The 15,045-nt window shown below is 76.0% G+C and carries 14 protein-coding genes; 3 read left to right on the plus strand and 11 right to left on the minus strand.

Annotated elements, in window-relative coordinates; all coding sequences use genetic code 11:
* The 10 genes from ACYVG5_RS11585 to ACYVG5_RS11630 form a co-directional block, all read right to left on the minus strand.
* Positions 1-582, minus strand: coding sequence for a TlpA family protein disulfide reductase (locus ACYVG5_RS11585; protein ID WP_222049410.1), 582 nt, complete (start codon positions 580-582; stop codon positions 1-3).
* Positions 575-1,246, minus strand: a complete 672-nt coding sequence (locus ACYVG5_RS11590; protein WP_460683196.1) for a histidine phosphatase family protein — start codon at positions 1,244-1,246, stop codon at positions 575-577. Before ACYVG5_RS11590 ends, ACYVG5_RS11585 begins: the two co-directional genes overlap by 8 nt.
* Entirely contained in the window at positions 1,243-2,607 is a 1,365-nt protein-coding gene (hemL, locus tag ACYVG5_RS11595) for a glutamate-1-semialdehyde 2,1-aminomutase (protein ID WP_222049409.1), read from the minus strand. Before hemL ends, ACYVG5_RS11590 begins: the two co-directional genes overlap by 4 nt.
* A gap of 45 nt (positions 2,608-2,652) precedes the next feature.
* Complete coding sequence (gene hemB, locus ACYVG5_RS11600; RefSeq protein ID WP_222049408.1) at positions 2,653-3,675, minus strand: porphobilinogen synthase; 1,023 nt, start codon at positions 3,673-3,675, stop codon at positions 2,653-2,655.
* Positions 3,672-5,249 (minus strand): uroporphyrinogen-III synthase, encoded by a 1,578-nt coding sequence (locus tag ACYVG5_RS11605; protein ID WP_222049407.1) that lies wholly within the window; start codon positions 5,247-5,249, stop codon positions 3,672-3,674. The genes hemB and ACYVG5_RS11605 overlap by 4 nt, the downstream gene beginning before the upstream one ends.
* An 88-nt stretch (positions 5,250-5,337) precedes the next feature.
* The gene (hemC, locus tag ACYVG5_RS11610) at positions 5,338-6,309 is read right to left on the minus strand and encodes a hydroxymethylbilane synthase (protein ID WP_460683197.1); all 972 of its coding nucleotides are present in this window, start codon (positions 6,307-6,309) and stop codon (positions 5,338-5,340) included.
* Positions 6,306-7,715 (minus strand): glutamyl-tRNA reductase, encoded by a 1,410-nt coding sequence (locus ACYVG5_RS11615; protein WP_222049406.1) that lies wholly within the window; start codon positions 7,713-7,715, stop codon positions 6,306-6,308. The genes hemC and ACYVG5_RS11615 overlap by 4 nt, the downstream gene beginning before the upstream one ends.
* Entirely contained in the window at positions 7,712-8,404 is a 693-nt protein-coding gene (locus ACYVG5_RS11620; RefSeq protein WP_222049405.1) for a redox-sensing transcriptional repressor Rex, read from the minus strand. Before ACYVG5_RS11620 ends, ACYVG5_RS11615 begins: the two co-directional genes overlap by 4 nt.
* 204 nt (positions 8,405-8,608) lie before the next feature.
* Positions 8,609-8,854: a glutaredoxin family protein gene (locus ACYVG5_RS11625; RefSeq protein WP_222049404.1), complete on the minus strand. Its 246-nt coding sequence runs from the start codon at positions 8,852-8,854 to the stop codon at positions 8,609-8,611.
* Positions 8,847-10,505, minus strand: coding sequence for an AMP-binding protein (locus ACYVG5_RS11630; protein ID WP_460683198.1), 1,659 nt, complete (start codon positions 10,503-10,505; stop codon positions 8,847-8,849). Before ACYVG5_RS11630 ends, ACYVG5_RS11625 begins: the two co-directional genes overlap by 8 nt.
* Positions 10,506-10,853: 348 nt before the next feature.
* Between ACYVG5_RS11630 and ACYVG5_RS11635 the strand changes: the two genes are divergently transcribed.
* The 3 genes from ACYVG5_RS11635 (at position 10,854) to ACYVG5_RS11645 (ending at position 13,936) form a co-directional block, all read left to right on the plus strand.
* The gene (locus ACYVG5_RS11635) at positions 10,854-11,438 is read left to right on the plus strand and encodes a sigma-70 family RNA polymerase sigma factor (RefSeq protein ID WP_460683199.1); all 585 of its coding nucleotides are present in this window, start codon (positions 10,854-10,856) and stop codon (positions 11,436-11,438) included.
* A gap of 151 nt (positions 11,439-11,589) precedes the next feature.
* Entirely contained in the window at positions 11,590-12,933 is a 1,344-nt protein-coding gene (locus ACYVG5_RS11640; protein WP_222049402.1) for a DUF5667 domain-containing protein, read from the plus strand.
* A gap of 97 nt (positions 12,934-13,030) precedes the next feature.
* Positions 13,031-13,936 (plus strand): HAD family hydrolase, encoded by a 906-nt coding sequence (locus tag ACYVG5_RS11645; RefSeq protein WP_460683200.1) that lies wholly within the window; start codon positions 13,031-13,033, stop codon positions 13,934-13,936.
* Between the two features lie 185 nt (positions 13,937-14,121).
* Here the strand turns inward: ACYVG5_RS11645 and ACYVG5_RS11650 are convergent, their stop codons facing one another.
* A complete protein-coding gene (locus ACYVG5_RS11650) occupies positions 14,122-15,027 on the minus strand; it encodes a lysophospholipid acyltransferase family protein (RefSeq protein WP_460683201.1) in 906 nt (301 codons plus the stop codon).
* Positions 15,028-15,045: the final 18 nt, after the last annotated feature.

The raw sequence follows: 15,045 nt of genomic DNA on the forward strand, positions 1-15,045 counted from the left end.
TCAGCCCTCCCCGAGCACCCGGTCGAGCACCGCGCGCAGGTCGTCCTGGCGCACCTCGCCGGTGTACACCGCGGCGACCCGGCTCTGCCGGTCGAGCACGATCGTCGAGGGGATCGCCGTCGCCGGGTAGTCGCGGAACGCCAGCGCGGTCTCGCCGGTGGGGTCGAACAGCGAGGGGAACGTGATGGCCTTGCTCTCGAGGAAGGCGCCGGCCAGCTGCTCGTCGTCCTTGACGTTGAGGCCGAGGAACTGCACGCCCTCGTCCCGCACCTCCTCGTACACCTCCTGGAACTGCGGCGTCTCCACCCGGCAGGGCGCGCACCACGACCCCCAGAAGTTGAGGACGGCGACGTCCCCGACCAGTTCGGTGGAGGAGAAGTCGCCACCGCCGAGCAGGGTGCCGGAGAACTCCGGGGCGGCCGCCCGCTCGTCGACGGGGATCACCTCGCCGGCCGGGGTGCCCTGGACGAAGCGGAACTCGCCGCCGTTGGCGACGTCGACCTGACCCTCGCCGGTCGAGCAGCCGGCGAGCGCGCCGACCGCCAGCAGGGCGAGGAGGAGCGCGCGGGCCGACCTACGCACCGGGCACCACGCCCGGTGGGGTCGCCCCGGCCGGCTCGGCGTAGCCGATCCGGTCCAGCTGGTCGCCCACGTAGGTCAGCGAGGTGACGCTGGCCAGTCCGCACTGCCGGCGGCGGGGGTCGTGGACGTACCGGCGGGCCTCCAGGTGCAGCCGGAGCGTCCAGATCGGCAGCTGGTGGCTGACGCACACCGCCTCGCGCCCGCGGGCGGCGTCCCGGGCGGCCTCGGCCGCGGCGAGCATCCGGGCGGCGATCTCCACGTACGGCTCGCCCCAGGACGGGCGGAACGGGTTGCGCAGCCGCCACCAGTTGGCCGGGCGCCGCATCGCACCGTCGCCCACACCGAAGGTCTTGCCCTCGAAGTCGTTGCCGGCCTCGATCAACCGCCCGTCCGTGGCGATCGGCAGGTGCAGGGCGTCGGCGATCGGCTGCGCGGTCTGCTGGGCGCGCTCCAGCGGGCTGGCCACCAGGTGGGCGATGTCCTTGCCGGCGAACCACTCCGCCGCGGCAAGGGCCATCGCCTCCCCGGTGACCGAGAGCCGGAACCCGGGCAGCCGGCCGTAGAGCACCCCCGCCGGGTTGTGCACCTCACCGTGCCGCATCAGGTGGACGACGGTCGTCTCGCCGCCAGAATGGCCATTCTGGCGGGAACCCGGCTCGCTCACGGGGACAGTTCCTGGGCGTCGTTCGCGGCGGCGGTCTGCGCGCCGCCCCCGGCGGCAGCTGCGGCCCGGGCCGCAGCGGGCAGCGCGGCGAGCACGTGCTCGACGGCCGCGTCGTCCAGCGCGGCGTTGACGAACCACGCCTCGTACGCCGACGGTGGGAGGTAGACCCCGGCGGCCAGCATCGAGTGGAAGAAGGCGGTGTGCCGGGCGGTGTCCTGGCTGCGCGCGTCCTCGAAGTCGCGCACCTGGCGCTCGTCGGGCACGAAGAAGACGGAGAACATCGAGCCGGCCTGCTGCACCCGGTGCGGCACCCCGGCGGCGAACAGCGCCGCGCTCGCCGCGCCGCGCAGCACGGCGGCCACCTCGTCGCAGCGGGCGTAGACGTCGTCGGTGCACAACCGCAGCGTGGTCAGCCCCGCGGCCACCGCGACCGGGTTCCCGGCCAGCGTGCCGGCCTGGTAGACCGGGCCGGCCGGGGCGAGCTGCTCCATCACGTCGGCGCGGCCACCGAAGGCCGCGGCCGGCAGCCCACCACCCATCACCTTGCCGAAGGTGAACAGGTCGGCCTCGACCGGCTCGAGCCCGTACCAGCCCGAGCGGGACACCCGGAACCCGGTCATCACCTCGTCGACGACCAGTAGCGCCCCGTGCGCGGCGGTGATCCGGCGCAGGTGGGCGTTGAAGCCGTCCAGCGGCGGGACGACGCCCATGTTGCCGGGCGACGCCTCGGTGATCACGCAGGCGATCCGGTCGCCCTTCTCGGCGAACACCGCCTCGACGGCGGCGACGTCGTTGTAGGGCAGGACGACGGTGTCCGCGGCCGCCCCGGTGGTCACGCCCGGGGTGTCGGGCAGGCCCAGCGTGGCGACGCCGGAGCCGGCCGAGGCCAGCAGCGCGTCGACGTGGCCGTGGTAGCAGCCGGCGAACTTGACCACCAGCGGCCGGCCGGTGGCCCCGCGGGCCAGCCGGATCGCCGACAGCACCGCCTCGGTGCCGGAGTTGACCAGCCGCACCCGCTCCACCGGCGCGACCCGGGAGGCGATCTCCTCGGCCAGGTCGACCTCGCCCGCGGTGGGCGTGCCGAAGCTGAAGCCGCGGCGCGCGGCGGCCGTGACCGCGGCGAGCACCTCGGGGTGGGCGTGGCCCAGGATCATCGGCCCCCAGGAGGCCACCAGGTCGACGTAGCGGCGCCCGTCGACGTCGGTGAGCCAGGGCCCGCTGCCCTCGGCCATGAACCGCGGCGTGCCGCCGACGGCCCGGAAGGCCCGTACCGGTGAGTTGACGCCGCCCGGGGTCACCCGTCCGGCCCGGTCGAACAGCTGCGCCGACACGGGCGCCTCATAGGGGTATGGCTCGCTCACGGTCCCACTCTCCCAGGCTCGGCTGTGTGCCCGGCGCCCGCTCCTTCAGCGCAGCCAGCGGGCTGCCTCGACCGCCCAGTACGTCAGCACCGACCCCGCGCCCGCGCGGCGGATGGCGGTCAGCGTCTCCAGGATCGCCCGCTGCCGGTCCACCCAGCCGTTCGCCGCGGCCGCCTCGACCATCGCGTACTCCCCGCTGACCTGGTAGGCGCTGACCGGGACGTCGACGGCGTCGGCGACCCGGGCGACGATGTCCAGGTAGGGGCCGGCCGGCTTCACCATGACCGCGTCCGCGCCCTCGGCGAGGTCCTGGGCGACCTCGCGCAGCGCCTCGTCGGCGTTGGGCGGGTCCATCTGGTAGGTCGAGCGGTCACCGAACTGCGGCGCACCCTCGGCGGCCTCGCGGAACGGGCCGTAGAAGCCGGAGGCGTACTTGGCCGCGTAGGCCAGGATCGGCGTCTCGGTGTGCGCGGCGCTGTCCAGCCCGGCGCGGATGGCCGCGACCTGGCCGTCCATCATCCCGCTGGGGGCGATGACGTGGGCGCCGGCCCGGGCCTGGGCGATGGCCACGGCGGCGTAGCGGTCCAGCGTGGGGTCGTTGTCCACGACACCGGCCGGGGTGACGACGCCGCAGTGCCCGTGGTCGGTGTACTCGCACAGGCACAGGTCGGCCATCAGCACCAGCTCGTCGCCCAGGTCGGCCCGCAGCTGCTGCAGGGCGACGTTGACCACGCCGTCCGCGGCGTCGGCCTGCGACCCGACCGGGTCCTTGTCACCCGGGATGCCGAAGAGCATCAGCCCGCTGATGCCGGCCTCGGCCGCCTCGTGCGCGGCCTTCCGCAGCGAGTGCTGGGTGTGCTGCACCACGCCGGGCATCGAGGTGATCGGCACCGGCTCGGAGATGCCCTGCTTGACGAACACCGGTAGCACGAGATCGGCCGGGGACAGCCGGGTCTGCGCCGTCCAGCGGCGCATGGCCGGCGTGCCGCGCAGCCGCCGTCCCCGGGCGAAGCCGGGGGTGGCCCCGCCCTGCTGCGCTGCCCCGCCCGCCGCACCCGGGCGGCTCACTGGGGCTCCCCGGCCTCCGCCTCGGCCCGCCGGGCCTGGGCGAACTCCGCCAGGGCGTCGACCAGCGGGCCGACGGCCGCGGTCTCGGGCTGCACGTCGACCCGCAGGCCGAACTCGGTGGCGCTGGCCGCGGTGGCCGGGCCGATCACCGACACGACCGTGCGGGCGTGCGGCTTGCCGGCGATGCCGACGAGGTTGCGCACGGTGGACGACGACGTGAAGCAGACCGCGTCGAAGCCACCGCCCTTGATCGCCTCACGGACCGCCGCGGCCGGCGGCGCGGCCCGCACGGTGCGGTAGGCGGTGACGTCGTCGATCTCCCAGCCGCGCTCCTTCAGGCCCGCGGCGAGGGTCTCGGTGGCGATGTCCGCGCGGGGCAGCAGCACCCGGTCGATCGGGTCGAACACGTCGTCGTAGGGCGGGAAGTCGACCAGCAGGCCCTCGCTGGACTGCTCGCCGGAGGGCACCAGCTCGGGCACGATGCCGAAGTCGCGGACCGCCTGGGCGGTCGGCTCGCCGACGCAGGCGACCTTCACACCGGCGAAGGCCCGGGCGTCCAGGCCCAGCTCGGTGAACTTCTCCCGGACCGCCCGCACCGCGTTGGTCGAGGTGAACACGATCCAGCCGTACCGCCCGGTGACCAGGCCCTTGACCGCGCGGTCCATCTGCGCCGGGCTGCGGGGCGGCTCGACGGCGATGGTCGGGACCTCGACCGGGACGGCGCCGTAGGCGCGCAGCCGGTCGCTCATCTCGCCGGCCTGCTCCCGGGTGCGCGGCACGAGCACGCGCCAGCCGAACAGCGGCCGGCTCTCCCACCAGGAGAGCTTGCCGCGCTTGTCCACGGCCGAGCCGACGGTGGCCACGACCGCGCCGCTGAGCGAGTCGAGCCCGGCGGTCTTCTCCGCCACCGCGGACAGCTTGGCGACGACGCTCTTCTGCGCCGTCCCGGTGCCCCCGACGGTGACCACCACCGGGGTGCCGGCCGACAGGCCGCCCTCGATGAGGCCGGCCGCCGTGGCTGGGAGCTGCTCGGCGTCGGCCGTCAGCACCAGCGTGCTCCCGGTGCCGGCGGCGGCGGCCGCGAGCGCGGCCAGGTGGGCCGGGCCGTCGGCGTGCGTGTCGCTGCCGGCGACCGGACGCAGGTCGGCCTGCACCGAGGTGCCCCCGAGCGCGACGCCGGCGTACGCCGGGACGGCGGTGCCCACGGCCACGCCGGGGACCACGTCGAACGGCACGCTGGTGCGGGTGACGGCGAGCGTCTCCTTGACCACCGGGTCGCTGGTGAACGGGTCGCCGGCCACCAGCCGCACGACGGTGTTGCCGCTCTTGGCCGCGGTGACGGCGGCCTTGGCGATCTCGGTGGCCTCGCCGGTGGCGGTGCTCAGCTCGAGGCCGGGGTGCGCCTCACGGACGGCGTCCTGCACGGCCGCCGAGACGTCGGCATCGACCAGCACGAGATCGGCGGCGGCCAGGGCCGCGCTCGCCCGGGCGGTGAGCAGCCCCGGATCGCCGGGACCTGCTCCGACGAAGACGATGGTGCCCTTGCTGCCGGTCTGCTTGCGTGAGCGCGTCATCGCGTGCTCCTGTTCCTGCCCCTGGACGGGGTCGCTGCGGGTGGTACGGGACGGATGGGGGAAGCAGGCGCGGGGCCCGCGGGCACGGTCATCGACCGGCCGACATCAGGGCGGCGGCGCCCCGGTCGAGGAGCTCGGCGGCGAGCGCGCGGCCCAGTTCGGCCGCCTCGGTGGCGGGCCCGCTGGTGGAGCCGCGGACCCCGTCGCTGCCGTCGAGGGCGGTGACGGAGGCGCGCAGGTACAGCTCGGCGGTGCCGTCCTCGGCCTCGGCCAGTTCGGCGTAGGCGGCCACCGGTGCGCTGCAACCGGCCTCGAGGGCCGCCAGCACCGCGCGCTCGGCGACCACGCAGGCACGGGCGGTGGGGTCCTCCAGCACGGCGAGCAGCTCCCGGACCCGGCGGTCGTCGGTGCGGCACTCGACGGCGAGCGCGCCCTGGGCCGGCGCCGGCAGCACCTGGATCGGGTCCAGGACCTCGGTCACGGCGCCCAGCCGACCCAGCCGGGCCAGCCCGGCCCGGGCCAGGACGACGGCGTCCAGGTCACCGGGGCCGTCCTCGGGCCGGCCGGCGACCCGGCCCAGCCGGGTGTCGACGTTGCCGCGGATCGGAACGATCTCCAGCCCGAGGCCGAGGGCGCGCAGCTGGGCCATCCGCCGCGGGGCGCCCGTGCCGACGCGCGAGCCCGGCGGCAGCTCACCCAGGGTGCGGCCGTCGCGGCCGATCAGCACGTCCCGCGGATCCTCCCGCGGCGGGACGGCGGCCAGGGCGAGGTCCGGCTCCGGTGCGGTCGGCAGGTCCTTGTAGCTGTGCACCGCCAGGTCGACCGTGCCGGCGCGCAGCGCCTCGCGCAGCGCGGTGACGAACACGCCGGTGCCGCCGAGCTGGCTGATCGCGGCCTGCGAGCGGTCGCCGTAGGTGCTCACGTGCACGAGCTCGACCGGCACGCCGGTGGCTGCGGTGAGCGCGTCGGCGACGTGCTGGGACTGGGTCAGCGCGAGCCGGCTGGCGCGGGTGCCCAGCCGCAGCGCCTGCTGCTGCACCGGGGTGGGCGTGCCGCTCACGAGGTACCCCCGGGGCGGACGTCGACGTCACCCAGGCGCAGGTCCAGGGCGGACAGCCGGGTGCCGGCCGGCAGGTCCGGGTCGAGCGCGACCGCGTCGGACAGCGTGGCGGTGTCGCCGTCGACGCCGATGCCCAGCCCGAACAGGGCCCGGAGCGCGTCGGCGTAGTCGGTGCCGCCGGGCGAGCCGGCCAGCTCCTTCACCCGCACGGTGGGCTCGTGCAGCAGCTTGTCGACGACCCGGCGGACGGTCCGGGCGATCTCGTTGCGGGCCCGGGAGTCGAGGTCGGGCAGCCGGGTGGACAGCCGCAGCAGCTCGGCGTCGACGACCTCGGCGGCCTGGCTGCGCAGCGCGGAGACGGTCGGTGCCACGGCGGCGGCCTGCCGTTCGGCCCGCAGCAGCGAGGTCTCCAGCTCCACCAGGGCGTACGCGGCGGCGACGTCGTCGGCAGCGACCGAACCGGCCACCGGCCGGCCCGGGTGCGCGGCGCGCTCCCCCTGCAGCATCGCCAGGTCCACGACGTGCACGCCGGGCAGGCCCGCCACGGCGGCGTCGACGTCGCGCGGCAACGCCAGGTCGACGATCACCAGCGGCCGGCCGGCGCGCCCGGCCAGCGCCGCGCCGACGACGTCGGTGCCGACCACGGTGCCGGTGGCGCCGGTGCAGGTGACCAGCACGTCCGCGGCGGCGATCTCGTCCGGCAGCGTCTCGAGGTCGGCCGAGCGGCCGCCGATCGACTCGGCCAGCCGCGCGGCGCCCGCCGGCGTCCGGCTGCTCACGGTGACGACGGCGCCCCGGCGGGCCAGGGTGGTGGCGGCAAGCGCGCCCATCGAGCCGGCGCCGACGACGAGCACCGGCCGGCCGGCCAGGTCACCGAGGGTCGCGCCGACCCGGTCGAGGGCCACCGACACCAGCGACGCACCGGCCTTGTCGATGCCGGTCTCGGCGTGCACCCGCTTGCCGACCCGCAGCGCCCGCTGGGCGATCGGGTGCAGCTCGCGGCCCACCGTGCCCTCCTCCTGGGCGAGGGCGTAGGCGGCGCGGAGCTGGCCGAGCACCTGGGTCTCCCCGACGACCATCGAGTCCAGCCCGGCGGCGACGGTGCACAGGTGCCCGATCGCCTGGTCCTCGTAGTGCACGGTGACGTAGGGCGCCAGCTCTTCGACGGTGGTGCCGGCGTGCCGGGCGAGCACCCGGCTGACGTCGGTGACCCCGCCGTGGAAGCGGTCGACCTCGGCGAACACCTCGATGCGGTTGCACGTGGCCAGCACGAGGGCCTCGGAGACGTGGTCGGAGCCGACCAGCTCGTGCAGGGCCTTCACCCGGTCGTCGCCGGACATGCTGACCTGCTCGAGCAGGGCGACCGGCGCGGTCTGGTGGCTGATGCCGACGGCGAGCAGGCTCACCGGGCACCTCCTGCGCCGGCCGGGACCGGGACGACCACGGGCGGTGGGCCGCCGTCGCGCTGCTGGTCGAGGAAGGCCAGCACCTGGAGCTCGACGGACAGGTCGACCTTGCGGACGTCGACGCCCGCGGGGACGGACAACGCCACCGGCGCGAAGTTCAAGATGCTCCTCACCCCGGCCGCGACCAGTCGGTCGCAGACCGACTGGGCCACCTCGGCCGGTGTCGTGATGACCCCGATGGAGGCCTGCGTGCCGGCGACGACCGACTCCAGTTCCTCCACCGGACGGACCGTGCACCCGCTGACCCGGTCGCCGACCCGGGCCGGATCGGCGTCCAGCAGGCCGACGAACTCGAACCCCCGGCTGGCGAAGCCGGCGTAGTCGGCCAGCGCCGCGCCCAGCCGGCCCATCCCGACCAGCACGCACGCCCGGGACCGTTCGACGCCGAGCGCCGCGCTGAGCCGCTCCTGCAGCCCGGCCACGGAGTAGCCGACACCCCGCACGCCGCAGGGCCCGAGGTAGGAGAGGTCCTTGCGCAGGCCGGCCGGGTTCACGCCGGCGGCCGCGGCGAGCTCACCGGAGGAGACGTGGCTGCGGCCGCCGTCGGCGAGGCCGGCCAGCACCCGTAGGTACACGGCCAACCGGGCGACGGTGGCCTCCGGAACGATCCGGGGCCGCGACTGGGTCACGGGGCAGACTCCACAGCGGTCCGATCACGGTCCGGCGGTGGCCGGCGCGGTCGGGAGGACTTCGAGGGCGCGGGCACGTGGCGGCCCGGCAACGTCACGGTAACCGCTTGTGAACGCAGGTACAAAGTCGCGACGTGCGTCTGCGCAGGTCGGCGGATCCGGCTGTGGCGCATGCCACCGTAGCCGAGGGCCGCGCCGGGCCCGTCAGCCGGTGCCGAGGTCGCGACGCAGCCGTGCCACGTCGACGGTGAAGTAGCTGTGCTCACGGCCGTCGAGCAGGACGACGGGCACCCGGTCGCCGTACTCGGCGCGCAGGTCGGCGTCGGCGTCGACGTCGACCAGCCGCGGTACCAGCCCGGCCTCGTCGGCCAGCCGGTTGAGGGTCTCCGCCGCGACCTCGCACAGGTGGCACCCCGCGCGGGTCAGCAGTTCCAGGCGCGGTTCAGGCACCGCCCACCTCCTCCCGCGGGTCGATGGTCAGCCCGTCGTCGTCGTCCCGGTCCGGGCCGTCGTCGCGCCCGGCCGCCGCGGCCGCGCGCTCCAGCCCCAGCTCCCGCAGCCGCGCCCGGCTCACCTTGCCCGCCAGGGAGTGCGGCAGCTCGGGCACGAAGTGCACGCCGGTGGGCACCTTGAAGCGGGCCAGCGACGCCCGCGCGTGCTCGAGCAGCGCGGCCTCACCGACCGGCTCGCCGGGGTTCCGGACGACGACGGCGTGCACGGCCTCACCGGTGCGCGGGTCGGGCACGCCGATCACGGCGCTCTCCGCCACCCCGGGATGGGCGTCGAGGACCCGCTCCACCTCGCCGGGGTAGACGTTGAAGCCGCTGACCAGCACGAGGTCACGACGGCGGTCGACCAGCCGCAGGTCGCCGTCGGCGTCCCGGTAGGCGATGTCACCGGTGAGCAGCCAGCCCTCGGCATCGGGCCCGTCCGCGCCGTCGGGCCAGTACCCGGAGAACAGGTTGGGCCCGCGGGCGCACAGCTCGCCGGCCTCCTCCCCGGAGCTGCCGGGGGCGTCGTCGCCGTAGGGGTCACCGAAGACGCCGGCGCGGACCCGGCTGCCCGGGTCGTTCCCGGCCACCGGGCCGCCGGCGGTGTCCCGCAGGACGAGGTCGACGCCGGGCAGCGGCCCGCCGATGCACTCGGCCTTGGCCCGCCCGGTCGCCAGGGTGCTGGCCAGCACCGGCGCCGCCTCGGTGAGGCCGTAGCCCTCCCACACCGTCACGGCCGCGCGGTCCCGCATGCCGGCGAACACCCCCGCGGGCAGCGGGGCGGCGCCGCAGGAGGCGGTGCGCACCGCAGTGCAGGCGCGCCGCAGCGCGGCGTCGCCGACGGCGTCGGCCACGGTCAGCCAGGCCGCGTACATCGGTGGCGCGCCGGGGATCGCGGTGACCGCCTCGTCGACCATCAGCTGCAGCGTCGCGACCGGGTCGAACTCCGGCACCAGCACCGCGCAGGCGCCGGTCGCGGCGACCAGCCCGAAGCCGGCGTTGAGGCCGTAGACGTGGAACAGCGGCAGCACGACGAGCACCCGGTCGTCGGCCCGGACCGGCGGCGGGTCGAGAGCGAGGCACTGCTGCTGGTTGGCGAGCAGCGCGGCGTGGGTGAGCATGGCGCCGCGCGGGCGGCCCGTCGTCCCGCTCGTGTAGGCCAGCAACGCCAGCGCACCCGGGTCGTCCGGCGCCGGCGGCGGCGGGCCGTCGGCGGCCGGCGGGCCGGCGATCACCGGGACACCGGCCACCGCCGCCCCGGCCGCCCCGGCCACCAGCAGCCGCGCGCCGGAGTCGGTCAGCAGGTGGGCGGTCTCGTCCTCGGTGTAGGCGGTGTTCACCGGCACCACGACCAGGCCGGCCCGCAGCGCCCCCACCGTGGCCAGCACCCAGTCGATGCCGTTGCGCAGCTGGACGGCGACCCGGTCGCCGGCGGAGAGGCCACGAGCGGCGTACCCGGCGGCGGCCCGGTCGACGAGGGCGTCGAGTTCGGCCCAGGAGATCCGCCGGTCACCCTCCACCAGCGCCGGCGATCCGCCCCGCGCCGCGGCGGCCCGGTGCACCAGGCCGTCGAACGTGCGGGCGCCCCCAGCGGGTCCGCGAGCCGGCACCGGTACCTCCCGAGGTCGCGCGCGCACCGCCGCCGGCGACGCCGCGTGGACGCAGCGCCCCGATGTTGTCACCATGGTCGTCGGCCCGCAGCGCGCGATCTCGGCGGGAGCCCGAGCCATCCGGCTCGGCGGGGCGGACGAGGAGGTTCCACCGGCATGTCCCGCCCCCGGCCCGTGGCGTCCCGGCCTGCCGCCGGCGCCCCGGAGCAGGTGGCCGCGCGGCCGGTGCCGCGTCCCCGGACCGACCCGGCACGGCCCGCCGGCGCCGCGCCCGGTCCACGTGCGCGCCCGGCCGCCGGGGCGGGCCCGCCGCTGGCTCCCCGCCCGTCGCCGTCCGGGGTGGGGATGGTGGCATCCGCGTCCGAGCCCGCGCCCGAGCACCACGACCAGGTGGCGGTGTGGGAGCTGGTGCGCCGCGCGCAGGCCGGTGACGCCGAGGGCTTCGGCCTGCTCTACGACCGGTACGTCGACGTCGTGTTCCGGTTCCTGCTGCACCGGGTGGCCGACCGGCCCACGGCCGAGGACTTCACCAGCGAGACCTTCGTCCGGGCGCTGCGCCGGATCGACTCGCTGTCCTTCCAGGGCCGCGACGTCGGCGCCTGGCTGGTCACCATCGCGCGGAACATCGTGCTCGACCACGTGAAGAGCAGCCGGTTCCGGCTGGAGGTCACCACCGCCGACATGCGGGACGCCGACCAGGTCACCGCCGGCCCCGAGGAGTCGGTCCTCCGGTCGATGGCCGACGTCGAGCTGCTGGCCGGCGTGCGGCAGCTGTCCGTCGACCAGCGCGAGTGCGTGGAGCTGCGCTTCCTGCAGGGCCTGTCGGTCGCCGAGACCGCCGCGGCGATGGGCAAGAAGGAGGGTGCGGTCAAGGCCCTCCAGCACCGGGCCATCCGGCGGCTGGCAGCGCTGCTGCCCGAAGGCCTGCTGTGACGGGTGTTGCCCAGATCACCGGCGAGCACCCCGTAACCGCACCGGCTCCCCGCTCGTTGACCACCCGCCGGAGAAACGCTGCCACGGAGCGTCGACACGGAAGAGATCTGCTTGCGCGCACTGCGCAACGACGACCGCCGGGGGGAGAGCGATGAGTCTGTCGCGCCACGACGGCCCCGGCCGCGCTCCGCATCACTCCCCCACGCCGCGCGAGGACGCCCTGGTGGTGCGGCTGCAGTCGGTCGGCACGCGGCTCGCCGCCGCCCCGGCGGAGGAGCACCGCACCGCCACCCGCGCGCGGCTCGTCGCCATGGCCGCCGTCCGCCCGCCCGGCGGCGGCGCCGTCCGCGCGCCGGTCCCGCTGCCGCGTCTGGCCCGGCTGCTCCGTGGCGGGTCCCGTCGGCGGGGCCGCCTGAGCGCGGGCCTGGCCGGGGCGGCGCTCGCCGTCAGCGCGCTCGGTGGGGTGCTGGCCGTCTCCCAGGACGCCGCCCCCGGCGACCTGCTGTACGACGTCAAACGCGGCGGCGAGCAGACCCGGCTGGCGCTGGCCAGTGATGCCACCCGCGGGCGCACGCTGCTGCAGTTCGCCAGCACCCGGCTGACCGAACTGACCGCGCTCACCCGCGATCCGGCCACCGCGGTGCCGGCCGCCGCCCCCGGTCCGGCCGGGACGACGGCGGTGCCCGACGGCGACATCGATGGGGACACCGACGGGGACACCGACGGGGACATCGACGGCGAGGTCGTCGCCGACACGCTCGCCACGATGGACCGCCAGACCACGCAGGGCGCGTGGGAGGTGACCACCCGGTCGGTGGCAGCCGGCGACCCCGCCGCCCTCGCCGACCTCGCCACCTGGGCGGCCGGGCAGGAGACCGGGCTCGCCGCGCTCAGCGCCGCCGTGCCCGAGCCCGTCGGGCCCGCCCTCCGCAGCTCCACCGGCCTGGCCACCGCGGTGGCCGACCGGGCAGCCGCGCTGGTCACGGCGCTCGGCTGCGGCGCCGGCCCGGCGACGACCGGCACCGACGACCTGGGCCCGCTCCCCGCACCGTGCTCCCCGGCCACCACCCGCACCGCCACCCGCGAGGGCGCCGGGGGTGATGCGGAGGCCGGATCGGGCACCGGTGACGTCGCGACGGACGCCTCCGCCGACCCGCCCGGTGCGGGCACCGCCGAGCCGGGGCCCGCACCCGCGGCGTCACCGGCCCGCGCATCCGCGGTTCCCGACGTGCCTGTGCCCCCCGGAACGGCCGGCGAGGCACCGGGGTACTCCGGCGGGGCGCACGGCGGCGCCGCAGGAACGGCCGCCAACGGTGGCGACACGGCCGGCCTGCCGTCGGCGCCCACCGCCGGGAAGCCCGGTCCCGACCGGCTGCCGGTGCCCACGCCGCCGCGGGCCGCCACCCCGGCGCCGCCCCGGTCCAGCACCCCGCCGGTCATCGACCTGCCGCTGCCGCTGTGCGTCAGCGCCCTCGGGCTGCCGATCCTCTGCTGACCGGTGGCGGGGCGGACCGAGGGCCCACCGGGCTCCGCCGCTAGGGTCGGGCGCGGCGGCGGACGCTCCGCCGGAGGGGGTGAGCACGGTGGTCCGAGTGCCCTTCCGAGGCCGGTCGGCGCGGGTCGCCACGGACCTGGTCGACGAGGAAACCCGGGCTCTCGTCGCCGGCGAGGCCTCGGCCGCCGCGGCCGAGACCGAACTCCCGCCGGCGCCCCGGCAGGACCGCACCGCCGCGGCCTTCTTCGACGTCGACAACACGATGATGATGGGTGCGTCGCTGTTCTGGTTCGCCCGCGGCCTGGCCGCGCGGCAGTACTTCACCACCCGCGACGTCGCCTCGTTCGTCTGGCAGCAGGCGAAGTTCCGGATCGCCGGCACCGAGAGCAGCATCGACATGCACACCGTCCGCGACAACGCGCTCGCGTTCGTCGCCGGGCGCTCCGTCGAGGAGATCAAGCAGGCCAGCGAGGAGATCTACGACGAGTTGATGGCCGACCGGATCTGGTCGGGCACCCGGAACCTCGCCCAGCAGCACCTGGACGCCGGCCAGCGGGTCTGGCTGGTCACCGCCACCCCGGTCGAGCTGGCCTCGATCATCGCCCACCGGCTGGGCCTCACCGGCGCCCTCGGCACCGTCGCCGAGGTCGTGGACGGACGGTTCACCGGCCGGCTGGTCGGCGAGATGATGCACGGTGAGTCCAAGGCACAGGCCGTGCGTGCGCTCGCCGAGCGCGAGGGCCTCGACCTGTCCCGCTGCACCGCCTACAGCGACTCCACCAACGACCTGCCGATGCTCACCCTCGTCGGCACCGCGGTGGCGGTGAATCCCGACAGCGAGCTGCGCGCCGTCGCCCGTTCCCGCGGCTGGCTGGTCAAGGACTTCCGCACCGGGCGCAAGGCCGCGAAGATCGGCGTCCCCACGGTGGGCGCGGCAGCGCTCTCCGGCGGTGTGGTGGGCGGCCTGCTCGCGCTGCGCCGCCGCAACCGCTGGCCGTTTTGATGGTGACCCTTCGGGCCACACCGCGGCCAGCGGCCGTGCCCCACGTGCGTTGAGCCGCTGATGCCGCTCCTCGGGGAGGGCTCCGCCCTCCCGTCGTCACGGCGTGCCGGCTCCGCCGCACGTCCGTATTCCAGCCTGTTGCGTTGCTGCCCCTCCTCAGGAACCCTCCGGGCCCCTTCGTCGGGTCAGCTGAAGACGGACCTCCGCTGGAGGAGCAGGCTGTAGAGCGAGTGCTGGATGGTCTCGCGCACCTGGTCGGTCAGGTTGAACACGACCATCGGATCGTCGGCGGCGCCCGGTCCGTAGGCCGCTGTCTCGATCGGCTCACCGAAGGCGATGAACCACTTCGAGGGCAGCGGCACCGCGCCCAGCGGGCCGAGCAACGGGAACGTCGGCGTGATGGGGAAGTACGGCAGCCCGAGCACGCGCGCGGCGATCCGGGCGTTGCCGAGCATCGGGTAGATCTCCTCGGCGCCCACGATCGCGCACGGCACGATCGGCGCCCCGGTGCGCAGAGCCGCCGTGACGAAACCACCCCGGCCGAACCGCTGCAGGGTGTACCTCTCGCTGAACGGCTTGCCCACCCCCTTGAAGCCCTCCGGGAAGACGCCGACCAGCTCACCGGCACGCAGCAGCCGCTCGGCGTCCTCGTTGCAGGCCAGGGTGGCGCCCATCTTGCGGGCCATGGCGCCCATGAACGGCACCTGGAAGACGAGGTCCGCGCCCAGCAGCCGGAACCGACGGGACGCCGGGTGCTCGTCGTGCAGCGCGACCGTCGTCATCAGCGCGTCGACCGGAACGGTGCCCGAGTGGTTGGCCACCACCAGCGCGCCGCCGACGTCGGGCACGTTCTCCAGCCCCTGCGCCTCCACCCGGAACCACCGCTGGAACCACGGCCGCAGCAGCGGCAGCACCACGTGGTCGGTCAGGTCGGGGTCGAAGCCGAACTCGTCGGTGTCGTAGTTGCCGGTCATCCGGCGACGGAGGAAGTCCAGGACGTCGGCGAGCTGCGCGTCCCAGCCCGGCGGCGGAGCCGGCGTCGACGGCTCGTCGTCCCCCGGGTGCAGCGGGATCACCCTGGCCTCAGGCACGGGACGTCTCCCTTCCTC

Source organism: Modestobacter lapidis (assembly GCF_054780755.1).

What these genes read in the sequence shown, in the direction of transcription:
- ACYVG5_RS11605 (WP_222049407.1), bottom strand. Translation starts at nt 5,249, where the DNA reads ATGACGCGCTCACGCAAGCAGACCGGCAGCAAGGGCACCATCGTCTTC.
- ACYVG5_RS11640 (WP_222049402.1), top strand. Translation starts at nt 11,590, where the DNA reads ATGAGTCTGTCGCGCCACGACGGCCCCGGCCGCGCTCCGCATCACTCC.